This is a genomic window from Rossellomorea sp. FM04394 (genome assembly GCF_041889765.1).
Taxonomy (GTDB): Bacteria; Bacillota; Bacilli; order Bacillales; family Bacillaceae_B; genus Rossellomorea; species Rossellomorea aquimaris_B.
This window is the reverse complement of record NZ_CP168654.1, coordinates 3676073-3691619: the sequence shown is the minus strand read 5'-3', so window position 1 is coordinate 3691619 and position 15547 is coordinate 3676073. Positions and strand designations below refer to the sequence as shown.

At 42.1% G+C, this 15547-nt stretch carries 18 protein-coding genes; 10 read left to right on the top strand and 8 right to left on the bottom strand.

The window, feature by feature from the left end; all coding sequences use genetic code 11:
* Window positions 1-2 precede the first annotated feature (2 nt).
* The 3 genes from ACCB35_RS18675 to ACCB35_RS18665 all read right to left on the bottom strand — a co-directional run bounded on the left by ACCB35_RS18675 (window position 3) and on the right by ACCB35_RS18665 (window position 2430).
* Window positions 3-1193 carry an NAD(P)/FAD-dependent oxidoreductase gene (locus ACCB35_RS18675; RefSeq protein WP_374054815.1) on the bottom strand — a complete coding sequence of 397 codons (1191 nt, stop codon included), beginning with the start codon at window positions 1191-1193 and terminating at the stop codon, window positions 3-5.
* Between the two features lie 269 nt (window positions 1194-1462).
* A complete protein-coding gene (locus ACCB35_RS18670; protein WP_044338215.1) occupies window positions 1463-1873 on the bottom strand; it encodes a VOC family protein in 411 nt (136 codons plus the stop codon).
* Window positions 1874-2007: 134 nt separating this feature from the next.
* Window positions 2008-2430: an organic hydroperoxide resistance protein gene (locus ACCB35_RS18665; protein ID WP_374054814.1), complete on the bottom strand. Its 423-nt coding sequence runs from the start codon at window positions 2428-2430 to the stop codon at window positions 2008-2010.
* A 174-nt stretch (window positions 2431-2604) separates the two neighbouring features.
* Between ACCB35_RS18665 and ACCB35_RS18660 the strand changes: the two genes are divergently transcribed.
* A complete protein-coding gene (locus ACCB35_RS18660) occupies window positions 2605-3033 on the top strand; it encodes a MarR family winged helix-turn-helix transcriptional regulator (RefSeq protein ID WP_374054813.1) in 429 nt (142 codons plus the stop codon).
* 179 nt (window positions 3034-3212) lie between these two features.
* Here ACCB35_RS18660 and ACCB35_RS18655 read toward each other — a convergent pair whose 3' ends face one another.
* Window positions 3213-3500, bottom strand: a complete 288-nt coding sequence (locus tag ACCB35_RS18655) for a hypothetical protein (protein WP_374054812.1) — start codon at window positions 3498-3500, stop codon at window positions 3213-3215.
* A gap of 89 nt (window positions 3501-3589) precedes the next feature.
* Window positions 3590-4126, bottom strand: a complete 537-nt coding sequence (locus ACCB35_RS18650) for a flavodoxin family protein (protein ID WP_374054811.1) — start codon at window positions 4124-4126, stop codon at window positions 3590-3592.
* Window positions 4127-4405: 279 nt separating this feature from the next.
* Here ACCB35_RS18650 and ACCB35_RS18645 point away from each other — a divergent pair, with 279 nt between their 5' ends.
* Both ACCB35_RS18645 and ACCB35_RS18640 read left to right on the top strand, forming a co-directional pair.
* Window positions 4406-5281 carry a LysR family transcriptional regulator gene (locus ACCB35_RS18645; protein ID WP_374054810.1) on the top strand — a complete coding sequence of 292 codons (876 nt, stop codon included), beginning with the start codon at window positions 4406-4408 and terminating at the stop codon, window positions 5279-5281.
* A gap of 100 nt (window positions 5282-5381) precedes the next feature.
* Window positions 5382-6545: an iron-containing alcohol dehydrogenase gene (locus ACCB35_RS18640; protein ID WP_374054809.1), complete on the top strand. Its 1164-nt coding sequence runs from the start codon at window positions 5382-5384 to the stop codon at window positions 6543-6545.
* A 304-nt stretch (window positions 6546-6849) separates the two neighbouring features.
* Here the strand turns inward: ACCB35_RS18640 and ACCB35_RS18635 are convergent, their stop codons facing one another.
* A complete protein-coding gene (locus ACCB35_RS18635) occupies window positions 6850-7305 on the bottom strand; it encodes a hypothetical protein (RefSeq protein WP_044338207.1) in 456 nt (151 codons plus the stop codon).
* A 90-nt stretch (window positions 7306-7395) separates the two neighbouring features.
* Here ACCB35_RS18635 and ACCB35_RS18630 point away from each other — a divergent pair, with 90 nt between their 5' ends.
* The 5 genes from ACCB35_RS18630 (at window position 7396) to ACCB35_RS18610 (ending at window position 13627) form a co-directional block, all read left to right on the top strand.
* Window positions 7396-8847, top strand: coding sequence for a DEAD/DEAH box helicase (locus ACCB35_RS18630; RefSeq protein ID WP_374054808.1), 1452 nt, complete (start codon window positions 7396-7398; stop codon window positions 8845-8847).
* 167 nt (window positions 8848-9014) lie between these two features.
* The gene (locus tag ACCB35_RS18625; RefSeq protein WP_374054807.1) at window positions 9015-10595 is read left to right on the top strand and encodes a long-chain-fatty-acid--CoA ligase; all 1581 of its coding nucleotides are present in this window, start codon (window positions 9015-9017) and stop codon (window positions 10593-10595) included.
* A gap of 149 nt (window positions 10596-10744) precedes the next feature.
* The gene (locus ACCB35_RS18620; protein WP_374054806.1) at window positions 10745-11029 is read left to right on the top strand and encodes a hypothetical protein; all 285 of its coding nucleotides are present in this window, start codon (window positions 10745-10747) and stop codon (window positions 11027-11029) included.
* 188 nt (window positions 11030-11217) lie between these two features.
* Window positions 11218-12075 carry a dimethylarginine dimethylaminohydrolase family protein gene (locus ACCB35_RS18615; RefSeq protein WP_374054805.1) on the top strand — a complete coding sequence of 286 codons (858 nt, stop codon included), beginning with the start codon at window positions 11218-11220 and terminating at the stop codon, window positions 12073-12075.
* A gap of 172 nt (window positions 12076-12247) precedes the next feature.
* Window positions 12248-13627, top strand: a complete 1380-nt coding sequence (locus ACCB35_RS18610) for an alkaline phosphatase (protein ID WP_374054804.1) — start codon at window positions 12248-12250, stop codon at window positions 13625-13627.
* A gap of 70 nt (window positions 13628-13697) precedes the next feature.
* Here ACCB35_RS18610 and ACCB35_RS18605 read toward each other — a convergent pair whose 3' ends face one another.
* A complete protein-coding gene (locus ACCB35_RS18605; protein WP_324745292.1) occupies window positions 13698-13877 on the bottom strand; it encodes an H-type small acid-soluble spore protein in 180 nt (59 codons plus the stop codon).
* A 114-nt stretch (window positions 13878-13991) separates the two neighbouring features.
* Here ACCB35_RS18605 and ACCB35_RS18600 point away from each other — a divergent pair, with 114 nt between their 5' ends.
* Window positions 13992-14147 (top strand): hypothetical protein, encoded by a 156-nt coding sequence (locus ACCB35_RS18600; protein WP_374054803.1) that lies wholly within the window; start codon window positions 13992-13994, stop codon window positions 14145-14147.
* A 69-nt stretch (window positions 14148-14216) separates the two neighbouring features.
* On the opposite strand, the gene ACCB35_RS18595 is transcribed toward ACCB35_RS18600, so the two are convergent.
* The gene (locus ACCB35_RS18595; protein WP_172655678.1) at window positions 14217-14357 is read right to left on the bottom strand and encodes a hypothetical protein; all 141 of its coding nucleotides are present in this window, start codon (window positions 14355-14357) and stop codon (window positions 14217-14219) included.
* 189 nt (window positions 14358-14546) lie between these two features.
* Here ACCB35_RS18595 and ACCB35_RS18590 point away from each other — a divergent pair, with 189 nt between their 5' ends.
* Window positions 14547-15545: a permease gene (locus tag ACCB35_RS18590; RefSeq protein ID WP_374054802.1), complete on the top strand. Its 999-nt coding sequence runs from the start codon at window positions 14547-14549 to the stop codon at window positions 15543-15545.
* Window positions 15546-15547 lie beyond the last annotated feature (2 nt).

The following is a 15547-nucleotide window of genomic DNA, read 5'->3' as shown; positions in this document are numbered from 1 at the left end:
TTTCACCTGTCCAATTTAACGATGTCTGCGTCTTGGTTCGGACGGTTTAAGATGAGATCACGAAGGATGTGAGATCCGAGCATACTATAGACCGTGCCGTTCCCACCGTAGCCCAATAAGTAATATGTGCGTTCTTTTTCAGGATGCCTACCGATATAAGGGAGGTTGTCCAATGACTCTCCGAAGCTTGCTCCCCACGCATAGTCCATTTTGATATGAAGGTCAGGGAATAGTTTTTGAATTTCTTTTTCAATTTGTTTTCCGCGTTTTTCTATTTTCTTTTCACTTTGAGGTGCCTCAGGGGGATCTTCATCCAATCCTCCTGCGATGATCCGGTTATCAACTGTGGTGCGCATATATAAGTAAGGGCGTTTGGTCTCCCAGATGAGAGCCCGTTCATGCCATTGGGATAAATCTTCAATGGGTTCTGTTGCAATGGCATAAGAACGATTGATATCAGTGCCAATTTTCTTATCGATAGGAGGGGTTTCATATCCGGTTGCATGAACCAAGTGAGATGCATGGATAATGCCTTCAGAAGTATGAATGCTGACCCCGGTGGAATCCTCTTTTGTCAACTCGGCTTCAAGGTTTTCAAAGATTGTGGTCTTCTGGCCCACTTTTAAATAGTCAATGATGCCGTTCACAAATCGGTATGGATTTACTTCGGCATCTCCATCGGTAATCAATGCACCAGGCTTTGAAAAAGGCAATCGCTGCTTGATTTCTTTCTTGGACCAATATTCTACTGGAAAGCCATTTTCCTTCAATACTTTGTATTCTTTCTTCAGCTTTGATACATGCCGGGTAGTACTCGCATAGTATATGCTCTTCCTCCGTATGAATTCGGGAGAGACTGGTAACTTCATTGCTATCTGTTCAAGGCTTTCAATCGCTTCAAGACACAGTTTATAAAAACGGACAGCTTTCTCTTCTCCAATTTGCTCAATCAGATCATGGAGCATGATATCGTTGGAAAACTGCAATAAACCAGTATTAGCAGCTGAGCTCCCTGAAGCCATTCTTCGCTTCTCGATGATTGCAACGCGCAACCCCGCTTCGGTAAGTGAGTAGGCACATAATGCCCCGGACATCCCTCCCCCTATGATGGCAACATCATAATGTGTATCGAAGCTTCTCTTTTTATCTTTTAATGTAGTTGGCCAAAATAAGCGGCCATTATGTAGATCCATGTTGGTTCCCCCAATAAGAAATATCGTCATTTAAATTATGTTCATATTCCATTCCCTTTAACAGTATTGAATAAAACATAATTACTCGTTACCGTTATATACTTCAGCTTTTTAGTGGGTTCCATCAGCATTAAATGAGTAAAATTATTAAGTTAGGTAGGATTTATTCTAAAGAGGATGTTCCAGTCTGAAAGGAATTCGATCGAAATGTATCAGTGTAAACGTGGAAAAACGGCTACTGCATTTGCAGGTTTGCAGCAGCCACTGGTTTATTTTTTCGTGTAATTCAAGTCCCAATTGATGCCATAAGGATCTTTCACCTTTGCATACATAGCACCCCAGAACGTGTCTTGAAGCTCCATAACTACTGTTCCTTTTTCAGTTAAACGACTATAGTATCTATTGATTTCCTCTTCACTTTCCAGCTCAAGGACAAGGGATATATTGTTTCCTGCCGTTGGCTGATGACCAGGAAAGCTATCTGACATCATGAAGGAAAAATCTCCTTTTTTAAAGTGAGCATGCATGATTTGATCAGCAATTTCCGGTGGACTTGGGTAATCAGCTTCGCCAAAAGTCTGAACTGTTAATACTTCTCCTTCAAACACTTCTTTGTAAAAGTTTAGTGCTTCTTTTGCTTCGCCACTAAAACTAAAATAAGGTGTAGCCTGATGCTTCATCACTTCTCCACTCCAGTACGCATGAATTTTAATACCCTCTTATTATAGTCCAATCTATTGGAATGAAACTAGAACAAACGTTCGTTACAGTATAAAAAAAGGGGATAGGCATTTAATTGCCTATCCACGATTATTTAGTATAATTCAGTGTTTAGTTCAACATTAATATTGCCACTCGTTGCTTTAGAGTATGGGCAAACTCCATGTGCCTTTTCAACCAATTGCTTCGCTTCATCCAGTTCAACACCATTGACGGCCACTGAAAGAACAACGCCAAGTTTAAAACCTCCGTCTGTATCTTTACCAATAGAGACTTCAGCCGTAACTTTCGATTCAATCTTTTTCTTTTCTTGACGGGCCACCAAGTTAAGAGCGCTATCGAAACAAGCCGCATATCCAGCTGCGAACAGTTGCTCTGGATTCGTTGCTCCTTCTGCCCCGGATCCACCAAGTGATTTAGGCATTGCCAAACCGACATCCAATACTCCGTCACTGCTGGTTACTTTTCCGGCGCGTCCACCTGTTGCTGTTGCTTTTGCTGTGTATAATGCTTCCATTTCTTTCACTCCTCATTCGTTTTGATTGTGTACAATTTAATATTACAAAACTTATATTAACAACTTTTATTTTAATTGTCAACAATTGATTTTTGTAAAATTAAATTTGATAATTGATATCTTTATTTGTATGATGATCTTAGGTTAGTTTGTTCAAGAAAGGAATATGCATGTATGAAAAATCCATTATTATTAGAGAATCAAATATGCTTTAAGATCTATACAGCTGAGCGGGAAATAACAAAGTTATATCGCGGGCTGCTTGAAGAAATCGGTGTGACGTATCCGCAATACCTGGCATTGTTAGTGCTTTGGGAAGATGGAACGGTATCTGTAAAAGAATTGGGACGAAAATTGTTCTTAGACTCGGGAACGTTAACTCCGATGCTGAAAAGAATGGAAGCAAACGGACTCGTTGAGCGTCATCGATCTGTTAAGGATGAGCGGAGCGTCGAAATTTCTCTTACACAGAAAGGAGAAGCCCTTAAAGAAAAAGCTGCTTGTGTTCCGACCCGGTTGCTCGAGCGATTAGAGATGGATGGGGAAGAGTTGGAGAGTTTGGATCAGACATTGAAGACGATATTGGGAAGACTTCAAGGATGACTTTGGTCATCTTTTTTTGTGTAAATTGTAGAGTCATGGTGAGGCGTTTGTTATAATTTGGTAAGTGGCTGGATTTTTCGTGATTTCGGCCGGATTACTCCACTTTTCGGCCGGATTTTCTTCAGTGAACCTTTCAACCACTGGGTCAACCAAAGATAAAAGATACGACTTAACACCCCTCATCGAACATCCTCCTTCTCCCCCCGAAAAGCCAATACGGAAGTCTTCAAAGAAGCATAATTCCCAATCGCAGCGTATCCATAAAAGAAACCCATGAAAATCCCCGTAGCAAGGTGCCCTTTATGACTGATGAAAATGGAAATAAGCAAGCCAAGAATGACGGCAATATTAGGCACTAAAAAGCCATGAGGTTTAAAGAGAACTTTAATGAGTTGGGTGAGGATGATAATGACAGGAATCGCGATGACGGCGTCCCAGACGTTTGTGTGTATCGTTGGAAAATCCATAGTGAGCCTCCCATAAAGAGTTGTGCTTATACTGTTTCCTTATCAAGGAAAAATCAACAAAAAAATGACCCCCATAGAGGGATCATCCATTATTTGAATTGTGCATTCCAACGCTCAGCTTTTTCAAGGGCTGCTACGTCATTTGCGATTTCTCCGGGCTTCACTCCGGCACCGATCATATAATCCGCAAATTCCATATTGACGAATTCAAAAATGTAATTGAACTGCTGTACCAGGGGAAGGCCTTTGATCTTTGCAGAGCTTCCACCGGTAATCACTACAAACGCTTTTTTCTTCGCTAGCTCTTCTTTTAAGGTAAAGCGCTCATCGCGCAGGTACTGGCTCCAGCGGTCGAAGAAGTTTTTCATGGGACCACTCATTCCGTACCAATAAAGGGGTGTAGCAAACAGTAATACGTCATGCTCTTCCATTAAATGGACGAGCTGTTCGTAGTCATCATCGACAGGCGAGAATCCACCTTCTGAGTGTCTTAAGTCTTCGATCGGTTTAATATGCAGATCGGCAAGCGACACGATGGTATGATAGGTTCCTTCAACGATCTTTTTGGCAAGGTATTCAGAATTACCGTTTTTTCGTGTGCTCCCTAAAAGCGCTAATACTTTCATTAATTAACACTCCTCCAAATGAATTTTGGTTTACAGTTTATATTTGCTTAAATTATATGGCGGGATTTGATGAAGAGCGACCCATAAGCGGAATAGGAAAGAAAATCCTTCCTATCTATTAGTCAGCCAAAGTAATAGTTAAAGTGTACAGTATCATACGGATTGGACGCCACCTTTTGTTGGGGAAAGGTGTTGGATTGGAGTATATCATTGATTAAAGTATTGGAGTTATCTATAATTATTGATACTAATTATCGTAAATAATGATGGAGGAAGAGCATGGATCTGAATTACTTTTATACTTTTAAAGAAGTCGCCAAATGGGGAAGTTATACAAAGACCGGGGAAGAACTGGGCTATGCTCAATCGAGTGTGACCACCCAAATCAAGAAGCTAGAAGAGCATTATCGCATTAAGTTATTTGAGCGGGTCGGCCGAAAGATGCGCCTTACACAATCTGGGGAAGAACTCTATTACTATGTGGAGAAGATCCTATCCCTTTTAGATGAAGCAGAGGAAAGAATCTCGAAGGAAAGTAATCTCAGGGGAACGCTGCGTGTAGGGACGGTAGAATCATTGGCTGCCTATTTCATAACGCCCTATATTAAACAATTAAAAGAAAAGCATCCCGAATTAAAGATTCTATTGGAATCCGGACTTTGTCCGAATTTAAAGGAAGGGACGCTTGAAGGGAAATTCGATGTTTCGATTTTAATGGACCGTTATGTGGAGCACCCTGAACTCACGACCATTCCGATTCGTCAGGAAAAGCTTGTCATGATTGCACCTCCTGGTCATCGACTGGGTTCATATCATGTGATGGACCTGCGGGAACTTGAATCAGAAACCTTGATTTTAACGGAGGAAGGCTGCTCTTACAGAGTCTTGCTGGAACAGTTGCTGAAAGAAGAAAATGTTCAGGCTAAATCCGTTATTTCCTTTAGCAGTCTAGAGGCGATTAAACAATGTGTAGCGGACGATTTAGGACTTGCCATCTTACCTGAAATCTCGGTAAGGAAAGAAATTGACAACGGTAAGGTGATCCAACTTCCGTTTCATCATGAAAAAATAAAGGTCTATACGCAAGTTGTGTACCAAAGAAAGAAGTGGCTAACTCCGCCATTAACGCAATTGATTTCATCAATAACTCATTAATATCAATATTTTTGATGAGTCATATGGAAAAGTATCAATATCTATATGAAAGAACTCAGTGTTACTATGAGTACACAAACTTTAAGATGAGGTGCGAAACATGAATACATTCTTGCAATACAATCCTACGAAGCTGTACTTTGGAAAAGATGAAGTAAAGCAATTATCTACTATTTTAGATAGAGGAAAAAACATCCTGCTGGTCTATGGGGGAGGTAGCGTCAAGCGAAATGGCGTTTACGATCATGTACTGGCTGAGTTGGAGAAAGTCGATGCGTCTGTATACGAACTAAGTGGAGTTGAACCAAATCCCCGTTTGACAACGGTACGTAAAGGAGTCGAAATTTGTAAAACTGAAGGGATTGATTTCATATTGGCAGTTGGTGGGGGAAGTGTGATCGATTGCACAAAAGCCATCTCTGTCGGGGCAAAATACGAGGGTGATGCTTGGGATTTGATTACGGGAAAAGCTCCTATTAAAGAAGCTCTACCGTTTGGAACGGTTCTGACCCTGGCGGCAACAGGTTCTGAAATGAACTCTGTTTCGGTGATCACCAACTGGGAAACGAAGGATAAATTAGGATGGGGTTCTCCCATTGTATTCCCTGTGTTTTCAATCCTTGATCCTGCCTATACATTTTCTGTGCCACGGGATCAAACAATCTATGGAATCGTCGACAGTATGTCCCATGCCCTTGAACACTATTTCCATCGGACAGAAAACACACCGATGATTGATGGATTCATTGAGTCCCTGTTGAGAACGGCAATCGCAACCGGCCCTCAATTACTGGAAGACTTACAATCCTTTAAGCATAGAGAAACGATGATGTATGTCAGTACAACAGCATTTAATGGAACCCTTTCGAATGGAACAGATGGGGGAGATTGGGCAACGCACAGAATCGAGCATGCCATCTCCGCAGTTTACGATATTCCACACGGCGGCGGCCTTGCGATTCTTTTCCCAAACTGGTTGGAGCATGTCGCAGAAGAAGATCCCTCCCGAGTGAAAAGTCTAGCGGTCAATGTTTTCGGTATCTCCCCTGAAGGTAAGGACGATATCACAGTGGCAAGAGAAGGTGCTAAAGCTCTTCGTGACTTCTGGAACTCGCTAGGCGCTCCAAGTACGCTTAGGGATTATGATATAGATGATAGCGAGTTTGATGCCATTGTGGAGAAGACGTTCATCAAGCCCGGTGTAGGAACCTATAAGGAGATGGATTATGACGCTGTGAGGGATATTTTGAAAAGGTCTCTATAAACAAATTGGGTTTTGATTTGGGAATAAAAGTAATTCGGCCGGATTTTTCCCGGAATCGGCCGGATTCTCGGCAATATCGGCTGGATTTTCACAGAGATCGGCCGGATTCATTACAGTTTCGGCTGGATTTTTAGATAAACCGGCTGGATTCATCAAGTTTCGCCTGGATTTTCCCAAAAACCGTCCGAATTCGTCACCATTTCACTTGGTTCTTACAAGGGGACCCCTGCCCCATGACAGATGCAGCGCCAGATTCCATTAAAAAAGGACGAATCGATAAAGAATTCGTCCTTTTAACTTCTTATCAACGTCTCCGAAACCCTTCCTCACGCAAATACAACGCAGCTTCATCATATCCGCCAAAGCTGTCCTCCAAATTGTCACCGGCATATATATTCCAGCGGTCATCTTCTTCCAGCAGTGTGAGGGAGTGCCCATCCGCATCTTTCCACAACTGTTCGACCGGAGGCACGATTTCTTCTTCCGTTGCCAAGTGATCAATGGAAGCCCGGATGATTACGCGCAGTTCATCCGCCGAAAAATCACGGATATTGACGAGTCCTTTTTGATTCGCTTCATAACCGGGAAGGCTGCCCGTATAAACAAAACCGTTTCCGTTCGGGTGCAGGTGGTACACCACGGTCGTTTTATCATAGAGACTGTCTTCAAAGTGGAAATTCACCCGGTTCAATGATACATCCTTCCGTGTAAGCTCAGGAAACTCTTCGATTATGGTTAATTTATCTTCAAATGCCAGCATGATTATTCCTCATTTCATTTTACGATTTTCCCATTATAACATAGTGCCCTATTTTCTAAAGAGAGTTAAAGGTATAATGGGTACAAAGAGGTGACCCCATTGAATGATTTTACTTCCTTAGGAATTCAACCTAAGTACGTCAATGCGTTAAAAGAACAATCGATAACAGAACCAACACCGATCCAGAGCGAAACCATCCCTGTGTTATTGAATGGAGAAGATGTGATCGGTCAGGCACAGACAGGAACGGGAAAAACGATGGCTTTTCTTCTGCCTATGCTTGCTAAAATTGATCCAGCGAGAGATGAGATCCAATCTCTTATTGTGACTCCGACAAGGGAGCTCGCGATTCAGGTAACGGCTGAATTAAATCAGATTCTTTCTTCTACGGAAGATGACATACATGTGTTGGCTGTGTATGGCGGCCAGGATGTTGAGAAGCAGATCAAGCGACTGAAGAATAAAGCGATTCATATCGTGATTGGAACACCGGGTCGTTTACTTGATCACGTTCGTCGGGAGACCGTGGACTTTTCAAACGTATCGTTCTTAGTACTGGATGAAGCAGATCAAATGCTTCATATCGGATTTTTTGATGAAGTGGAGTCGATCATTCGCGAGACGCCGTTCACCCGTCAAACCGCGCTATTCTCTGCGACGATGTCAAAGGATATCCGAAAGATCGGCAAGCGCTATATGAACAACCCGCATAATGTACAGATCCGTGAAAAAGAAAAAATCGTACAGGAAATCCAGCAGGAAATCGTGGAAACGACGGATCGTCAGAAATTAGAAGCCCTCAGTCAAACGATCGATGATGTTCAGCCGTTTTTAGGCATCATTTTCTGCCGCACGAAAAGAAGGGTCAGCAAGCTGCTTGGAGACCTTAAAGCGAGAGGGTTTCTAGTCGATGAGCTCCACGGCGATTTATCCCAGGCGAAAAGGGAAAACGTGATGAAGAAGTTCCGGGATGCGAAGCTTCAACTTCTTATCGCAACGGATGTGGCAGCTCGTGGTCTTGATGTTGAAGGCGTAACTCATGTATTCAATTATGATATCCCTCAAGATGTGGAAAGCTACATTCACAGAATCGGACGTACGGGACGTGCCGGTAAAGATGGGCTGGCCATCACGTTTGTTGCATTAAAGGATAAGCAGGACTTGGAAATGATTGAAAAAGGCATTGGCCGTTCATTGCCTCGTCGTATCGTGGAGGTCGCACCTTCTAAGGAACCCGCCAATGTCCATAAGGGATCAAATGAAAGTGCGAAGGATAGACGTGAAAAGAATATCCAGGCGAATAAAGAGAGAAAAGCAAGGTCTCCACGTGGAGGCAGGTCCCGTAACAGTGACGGTGGTGACTCGTCAAACAGTCGTCGGACCAAAAGGGAAGAATCATCATCCCGGCGCGGCCGTGACTCAGCCGCCCCTTCAAAAGGCAGACCATCAAGGTCAAGTGATTCTGGCAAACCTAGAAGAAACGACTCCAGCGGTAAAAGAAACAGCCAAGGAAGAGCATCTTCAAATAGAAGAGGCCGCTGACTTTAAAAGCATGGTGACCAATGTGTCATCATGCTTTTTTTGTTGAAAGGAGTGGAGGACTATCCTTCAAGACAATAAATTTCAGAATATTCCCAATAAATATTCCGAATCTGCTAAAATAATGAATATAAATAGTCATTTACTAACAGAGGGGATGGGTTGTACATATGCATGTACCATTAGTGTTAACGGATTTTCTGGATCGGGCAGTCGAACAATATGGGGAAAAGGTGGCAATCATTGATGATGTAAAGCGTTTGACGTATAAGCAGCTGAATGCCCGAGTGAATCAATTGTCTAGAGGACTAAAGGAATTCGGGGTTGAAAAAGGGGACAAGGTTGCGTACCTGGCCCCCAATACCACTGAGATGCTGGAGGGATTCTATGGTGTCTATGGTGTCGGAGGGATTATGACACCGCTTAATACGCGCTTAAAACCTGCGGATTATCAATTTATTCTGACTCATAGCGAGAGCAAAGTATTATTTGTGGATGAGGAACTGTATCCACTGGTTCAGCCGATTTTGTCAAGGGTGCCGAATGTAAAGCATATTGTGATCCATGGTGAGTCAATAGATGGACACCCCGGCTATGACGAGTGGCGCGGTTCATTCAGCGACGAATCTTTCGATCGCGTAGACCTGGAAGAAACCGACATCGCTTCTTTATTATATACGAGTGGGACGACAGGAGATCCGAAGGGAGTGCTCCTCACCCACAGGTCCAATTATTTGCATGCTCTATCATCCATGCATCATTTACGGGTTTCGGATCGCGACACGTTACTCCATGTCCTGCCCATGTTTCATGTGAATGGCTGGGGTTCACCTTTCTATTATACTGCCAACGGTGCGACCCAGGTGATGCTCAGAAAAGTAGACCCTGAGATGATTTTAGATAAAGTCGAGAAGCACGGCGTAACGGTTATGCATATGGCGCCGACTGTTCTGAATATGCTTCTGGAGAACTATCCGAACAGGGAGCGGACTATCGGACAAGATGTAAGGGTTGTCATTGCGGGTTCGGCTCCTCCACCAGCATTTGTCCGAAAGGTAGAAGAGGATCTAAAGTGGGAGTTTATCCAGGTGTACGGAATGACTGAAATATCACCACTTATCACTACATCCATCCTGAGATCTTCCGAACAGGACCGACCAAAGGAAGAAAAATACCGGTTAAAGGCGAAAGCCGGCTACAGTATGATTGGCAGCAAGGTAATAGTAGTGGATGAGCTCGGTAATGAAGTGCCCCGTAACGGAAAAGCGATTGGAGAAATCGTGACAAGAACGAATACCGTGATGGAAGGATATTTTAAAAACCCCGAAGCAACCAATCAAGCCATTCGAGATGGATGGCTGCATACAGGTGATATGGCGACGGTCGACGAGAATGGCTTCATTGAAATTGTCGACCGAATGAAAGACGTCATCATCAGCGGAGGAGAAAACATCTCTTCCATTGAAGTAGAGGGGGCTCTCTATGAACATGACAGTGTCCTCGAAGCAGCGGTCGTAGCCATCCCCCATGAGCGTTGGGGAGAAGTGCCCCATGCAGTCGTTGTTATCAGGGAGGGTCACAGCTTAACGGAAAAGGATCTTATCGAATTCAGCAGAGAAAAGCTTGCCCACTTCAAAGCACCGAAGAGTATTACCTTTGCAAAGGAGTTACCAAAGACCGCTTCAGGAAAAATCCAAAAGGTTGTGCTTCGAAAAGAATACTGGAAGGATCATGACCGGATGGTTCATTAGGAAGTATTATTTTGGCGTGCGACAGCACGCTTTTTTCACTGGATAACAAAGGGCTCATTTCCAAAATCTCACTCATTTGTTTATCATAATCTATTCGTGGTAAACAAGAACTAAGCACTTACAGACACACTTCAAAGGAGAGATTGTTAATGAAAATAAGAAATTTATTACTAACTTTACCGCTGAGTGCAGGCTTGGTTTTAGCTGGTTGTGGAAATGATGAAGGTGCCGAAGATGAAGGTAATAACGTGGAACAGCAGGATACTTCTCAAGATGAAAGCACTATGAATGAAGAGTCGAATAACGAAGATTCCATGAATGAAGACAAAGCGGATGAAGAAGATAATGAGGGTACGCTTAATGAAGATCCTTCCGGTGAAACATTGAATGACGATGAGGTGGATAAGGACGATAAAGCCTCAGAAGAACAATAGAAGGCATTCTAAAAAGGGCTTAGCTGAGTCCTTTTTTAATTGAGTGCACAGTAGCCCATATAACACCCATTAACTATACCCGTCGTCCCTGTTTAGGCTTCTTCAGCATAAATTATAAAAAGGAAGTTTTATCAGCATAATAACAGGGAAAAGCAGTTTTTAAGAGTATATAAATGGAGGGCGAAAAGATGAGTTTAAATTCCCCGTTGGTTCCAAAATCTAAAACCCATTGTTCCAATGAGTATGGAAAGTTAAAGAAAGTGGTCGTTGTTTCACCTGAAAATATGCAAATAAATGAAATCATAAATGAGACTCAAAAGCATTTCCTAAAGGAAAATATCAATATAGATAAAGCGGTACAGCAACATAAACACTTTGTTGATACATTAGAGAAAAATGGTTCAGAAGTCATTCACCTTCAACCATCACCGGAGTTTAATGAACAAGTCTTCACGAGGGACATCGGTTTCTCGATTCATGATCAGTTCTTCGTTGCATCGATGAATACCGATGTCAGGCGGGGCGAAGTGAAAACGCTCAAGAATTGGCTGGAAACGAATGACGTGCCTTATCATGAACTTCTCCATTCCATTGAAGGAGGGGATGTGCTCGTTGATGAGCAGAATATTTGGATCGGAGTGAGTGGACGGACGAACCAATTGGCCATCCAATCGTTACGAAATCAGCTCCCCCAATATACCGTTCATGAGTTACCTTTAAAAGAAGGGATTCTTCATTTGGATTGTGTATTTACGATCATTTCAGAGGAATGGGCCCTTGTGTATCCACCTGCCTTTTCTAAAGAGGATCTTGAGTCAATCAAGGAACATTATAATATCATTACTGTGTCTGACGACGAACAATTTCAAATGGGTCCCAATGTATTAGCGATCGGTGACGGGAAAATAATCAGTCTCACTCAAAATCAAGACATGAATGAACGAATCAGATCGAAGGGTTTTGACGTGATTGAACTGGATTTATCCGAAATCATCAAGTCAGGCGGCTCATTCCGCTGCTGTACGCTTCCTCTGATCAGAGAGTAATGAGCTCGTAAAGACTATGAACGGGATCGTTTTACTAATGAAAAACAGGTGACTTTATACCTGTTTTTCTTCATTTACATAACCTTTACACTCCTGTAGTCCATTTGCAAATGGTTCTTCATATTTCCCCTTTATTCTACATATGTATTCGAAATTATAGGAGGTAGGGTAAATGAAGAACTCAATGAAGAAGATTCTTCCATTAGCGGTTGTGTCAACATTAGCTCTTGGAAGTGTAATAGGAATGAATCAGGACAACACAGAAGCCCAAGCGAAGGAATCCAAGAATGGCAAAGCAAAAAACGTCATCTTTATGATTGGTGATGGAATGGGTGTTCCTTACACAACGGCTCTTCGTTATATGAATGACAATCCAGAAACAGTTGAAATGGAAAAAACGGCATTCGATCCTTACCTTGTCGGATTACAATCCACTTATCCAGAGGATGAGAAAGAAAACGTAACAGACTCAGCCGCTGCTGCTACGGCGATGAGCGGTGGGGTCAAAACATATAATAATGCAATCGCAGTAGATAATGATAAGACTGATGTTAAAACGGTATTAGAGCAGGCGAAAGAAAACGGCATGTCTACAGGAATCGTGGCAACATCAGAAATCACCCATGCCACTCCAGCATCCTATGGAGCGCATGAAGAGCAGCGTAAAAGCGAAAATGCGATTGCGGATGACTATTATGATGAAATGATTAATGGAGAGCATAAGATAGACGTCATGTTAGGTGGGGGGACGGACTTCTTCGAACGTGATGACCGTAACCTTGCTGAGGAGTTCCAAAAGGATGGCTACAGCTATGTGAAATCAGCTGAGGAACTTAAAAATGACGACAACAAGCAAATTCTTGGTCTTTTCTCTGAAGTCGGGATGGACAAGATGATCGACCGTAATGAAGAACAGCCAAGCTTAGCGGATATGACGACATCTGCACTAGACCGTTTAAAAGGTGACAAGGACGGATTCTTCCTGATGGTGGAAGGCAGTCAAATCGACTGGGCTGGTCACGATAATGATGTTGTCGGGGCTATGAGTGAAATGAGAGACTTTGAGATGGCTCTTGAAGAAGTTAGGGATTTTGCGAAAGAAAATGGTGAAACATTGGTAGTCGTTACAGCCGACCATTCTACAGGAGGAATCTCGATTGGTGCAGACGGTGAATACAATTGGGATCCGGCACCGATTCAAGCTGCAAAACGCACTCCTGATTTCATGGCAGAACAAATTGTAAATGGTGCTTCAGTGGAAGAAACATTAGCTGAAAATATCGACCTTGAGCTGACGGAAGAGGAAATCGCTTCTGTGAAAGAAGCAGCAGAAAAAGGCGATCAAACCGAAATCGATAATGCAATCGAGAAAATCTTCGACAAGCGTTCAGGCACGGGCTGGACAACGGATGGACATACAGGAGATGACGTTCCTGTGTATGCATTTGGTCCACAAAAAGAGAAATTCTCCGGCATGATCGATAACACAGATCAAGCAAAAATGATCTTTGAACTTCTTAAAAACAAAGGGAAAATCAAAGACAATAAATAAGTTTAAGATAGATGAGACCATGCTTCTCCTTCCTTTCGGGGGGGGGGGGACTGCATGGTCTTTTCTACGATTATGCTTCTTCTAAATCTGAGACACTTACTTCAGAACGTTCTTCTAATGGTCCGCGAAGATGAACAACGGCTGTTTTTCCATCTTCATTAACAGAGTCGATCCAGACAGATGCATCTTTATATTTTACTTCAATATCAGCTGAAGAAGATAATATCTGTTTTACACGATTATAATCCATTCTTCATTTCCTCCTTGTAGTCTATTTTCATTGGTTAGTTTGTCCTTTTTTTAGAGAAAAATGAGCGTATATTTCATTTGGAATCCGATACGCTAATAGCGAAAGGGTGATGATATGAAGAAACAGGATGAAAGAACATCGACTACAGAAGCAAATATGGAATTGAATGAAAGATTTTATGGAAGTAATGATAAAGAAGTTGATCCGGCACCGCCCACTTATCTTCAAAATGGTACTGCCGCGGTGAGGATTACTGGTGATGATGAGTAAGAGAACCAGTTGAGACAATTACTTATAACTAATTAAAACCTGCCTGATGATTCATCAGGCAGGTTCTTTTTATTTCGTTTTATTACGTTGGTCTTTATTGTGCTTATTACCCTTACTGTTGTCTCCACTCGTGATTTCGTTAGCAAATTCCGTGGTGCCGCGCTTGGGTGAATTTTGATTTTCACTGCCTTTGTTGTACTTTTTCGTCATTTGAATCCCCTCCAATCTATTCAATTCATTTGTAGTTTTTGAAGAATAACTTTAGGTTATGCAGAATTGAAATGTTAAAGAAAGATTAAAAATAATTTAGCATAGTTTTTTGGGACAAGAATAAGGTATAATGTAAAGCGAAATGATTACGATTAAAAGATGTAAACTAAAGAAAGGAAACGTAAATGAATGAATTCTTTGAGAAGCTTCAGTCAAGAAATGACAGGGATATTATTATTTTTGTTATTCATTGTTCTTTTTTTAGCAGGAGATTGGGTGAAAGTGTATGTCCCGGACGAGTTTCTTACTTCTTCGATGGCGAATGTCATTACTATATTTTTAAGTATCCTATTAGAAGCGATACCTTTTATCTTAATCGGTGTCTTCGCATCAGCACTTATTCAAGTATTTGTGTCTGAGAGGTTATTACAAAAAATCATTCCCAAGAGATTCCCTTACCTGGCTTTGTTTCCTGCAGCTGTAGTAGGGGCATTGCTTCCGGTATGTGAATGTGCCATTGTACCGGTGGCCAGGAGACTGATTAAAAAAGGGATGCCTGCTCATCTTGCGATTGTCGTGATGGTAACGGCGCCTATATTAAACCCGATAGTCTTCGCATCTACTTATTATGCGTTCCAGAATAATATGACGGTTGTCTGGGGAAGGATGGGTATTGCTCTAATAGCTGCCTTAATCATTGGGGCACTATTGTACAGGTTTTATGGAAAGAGAAACCCGCTAATACAGAAAGAGCATGATCACGAGCATCATCACGATCACTCTCCCAATAAACTAATGCAGACGATTGTACATGCCAGTGATGAATTTTTTGACATGGGTAAATTTCTTATCATCGGAGCATTTGTTGCAGCAGGATTTCAGACATATCTTGATAGAGAACTGTTAGTGGGGATTGGGACGAATGAGGTTCTGGCACCGGCGGTTATGATGGGGTTTGCGTATATTATTTCTTTATGTTCAGAGGCAGATGCATTCGTGGCTTCGTCTTTCGGCAGTATCTTTTCTGCTTCGTCCCTTTTGGCATTTTTAGTGTATGGGCCGATGATTGATTTCAAGAATACATTATTGATGCTTGCTTACTTTAATAAAAAATTCGTGTTGATCTTTATTGGAATCGTGACAATCGTAGTATATATTTGCACGCTTGTATTCCAAGTATTTGTGTAAAG

What these genes read in the sequence shown, in the direction of transcription:
- ACCB35_RS18615 (WP_374054805.1), top strand. Translation starts at nt 11,218, where the DNA reads ATGAGTTTAAATTCCCCGTTGGTTCCAAAATCTAAAACCCATTGTTCC.
- ACCB35_RS18610 (WP_374054804.1), top strand. Translation starts at nt 12,248, where the DNA reads ATGAAGAACTCAATGAAGAAGATTCTTCCATTAGCGGTTGTGTCAACA.
- ACCB35_RS18660 (WP_374054813.1), top strand. Translation starts at nt 2,605, where the DNA reads ATGAAAAATCCATTATTATTAGAGAATCAAATATGCTTTAAGATCTAT.
- ACCB35_RS18670 (WP_044338215.1), bottom strand. Translation starts at nt 1,873, where the DNA reads ATGAAGCATCAGGCTACACCTTATTTTAGTTTTAGTGGCGAAGCAAAA.
- ACCB35_RS18665 (WP_374054814.1), bottom strand. Translation starts at nt 2,430, where the DNA reads ATGGAAGCATTATACACAGCAAAAGCAACAGCAACAGGTGGACGCGCC.
- ACCB35_RS18620 (WP_374054806.1), top strand. Translation starts at nt 10,745, where the DNA reads ATGAAAATAAGAAATTTATTACTAACTTTACCGCTGAGTGCAGGCTTG.
- ACCB35_RS18645 (WP_374054810.1), top strand. Translation starts at nt 4,406, where the DNA reads ATGGATCTGAATTACTTTTATACTTTTAAAGAAGTCGCCAAATGGGGA.
- ACCB35_RS18640 (WP_374054809.1), top strand. Translation starts at nt 5,382, where the DNA reads ATGAATACATTCTTGCAATACAATCCTACGAAGCTGTACTTTGGAAAA.
- ACCB35_RS18635 (WP_044338207.1), bottom strand. Translation starts at nt 7,305, where the DNA reads ATGCTGGCATTTGAAGATAAATTAACCATAATCGAAGAGTTTCCTGAG.
- ACCB35_RS18655 (WP_374054812.1), bottom strand. Translation starts at nt 3,500, where the DNA reads ATGGATTTTCCAACGATACACACAAACGTCTGGGACGCCGTCATCGCG.
- ACCB35_RS18625 (WP_374054807.1), top strand. Translation starts at nt 9,015, where the DNA reads ATGCATGTACCATTAGTGTTAACGGATTTTCTGGATCGGGCAGTCGAA.
- ACCB35_RS18605 (WP_324745292.1), bottom strand. Translation starts at nt 13,877, where the DNA reads ATGGATTATAATCGTGTAAAACAGATATTATCTTCTTCAGCTGATATT.
- ACCB35_RS18590 (WP_374054802.1), top strand. Translation starts at nt 14,547, where the DNA reads ATGAATTCTTTGAGAAGCTTCAGTCAAGAAATGACAGGGATATTATTA.
- ACCB35_RS18600 (WP_374054803.1), top strand. Translation starts at nt 13,992, where the DNA reads ATGAAGAAACAGGATGAAAGAACATCGACTACAGAAGCAAATATGGAA.
- ACCB35_RS18675 (WP_374054815.1), bottom strand. Translation starts at nt 1,193, where the DNA reads ATGGATCTACATAATGGCCGCTTATTTTGGCCAACTACATTAAAAGAT.
- ACCB35_RS18650 (WP_374054811.1), bottom strand. Translation starts at nt 4,126, where the DNA reads ATGAAAGTATTAGCGCTTTTAGGGAGCACACGAAAAAACGGTAATTCT.
- ACCB35_RS18595 (WP_172655678.1), bottom strand. Translation starts at nt 14,357, where the DNA reads ATGACGAAAAAGTACAACAAAGGCAGTGAAAATCAAAATTCACCCAAG.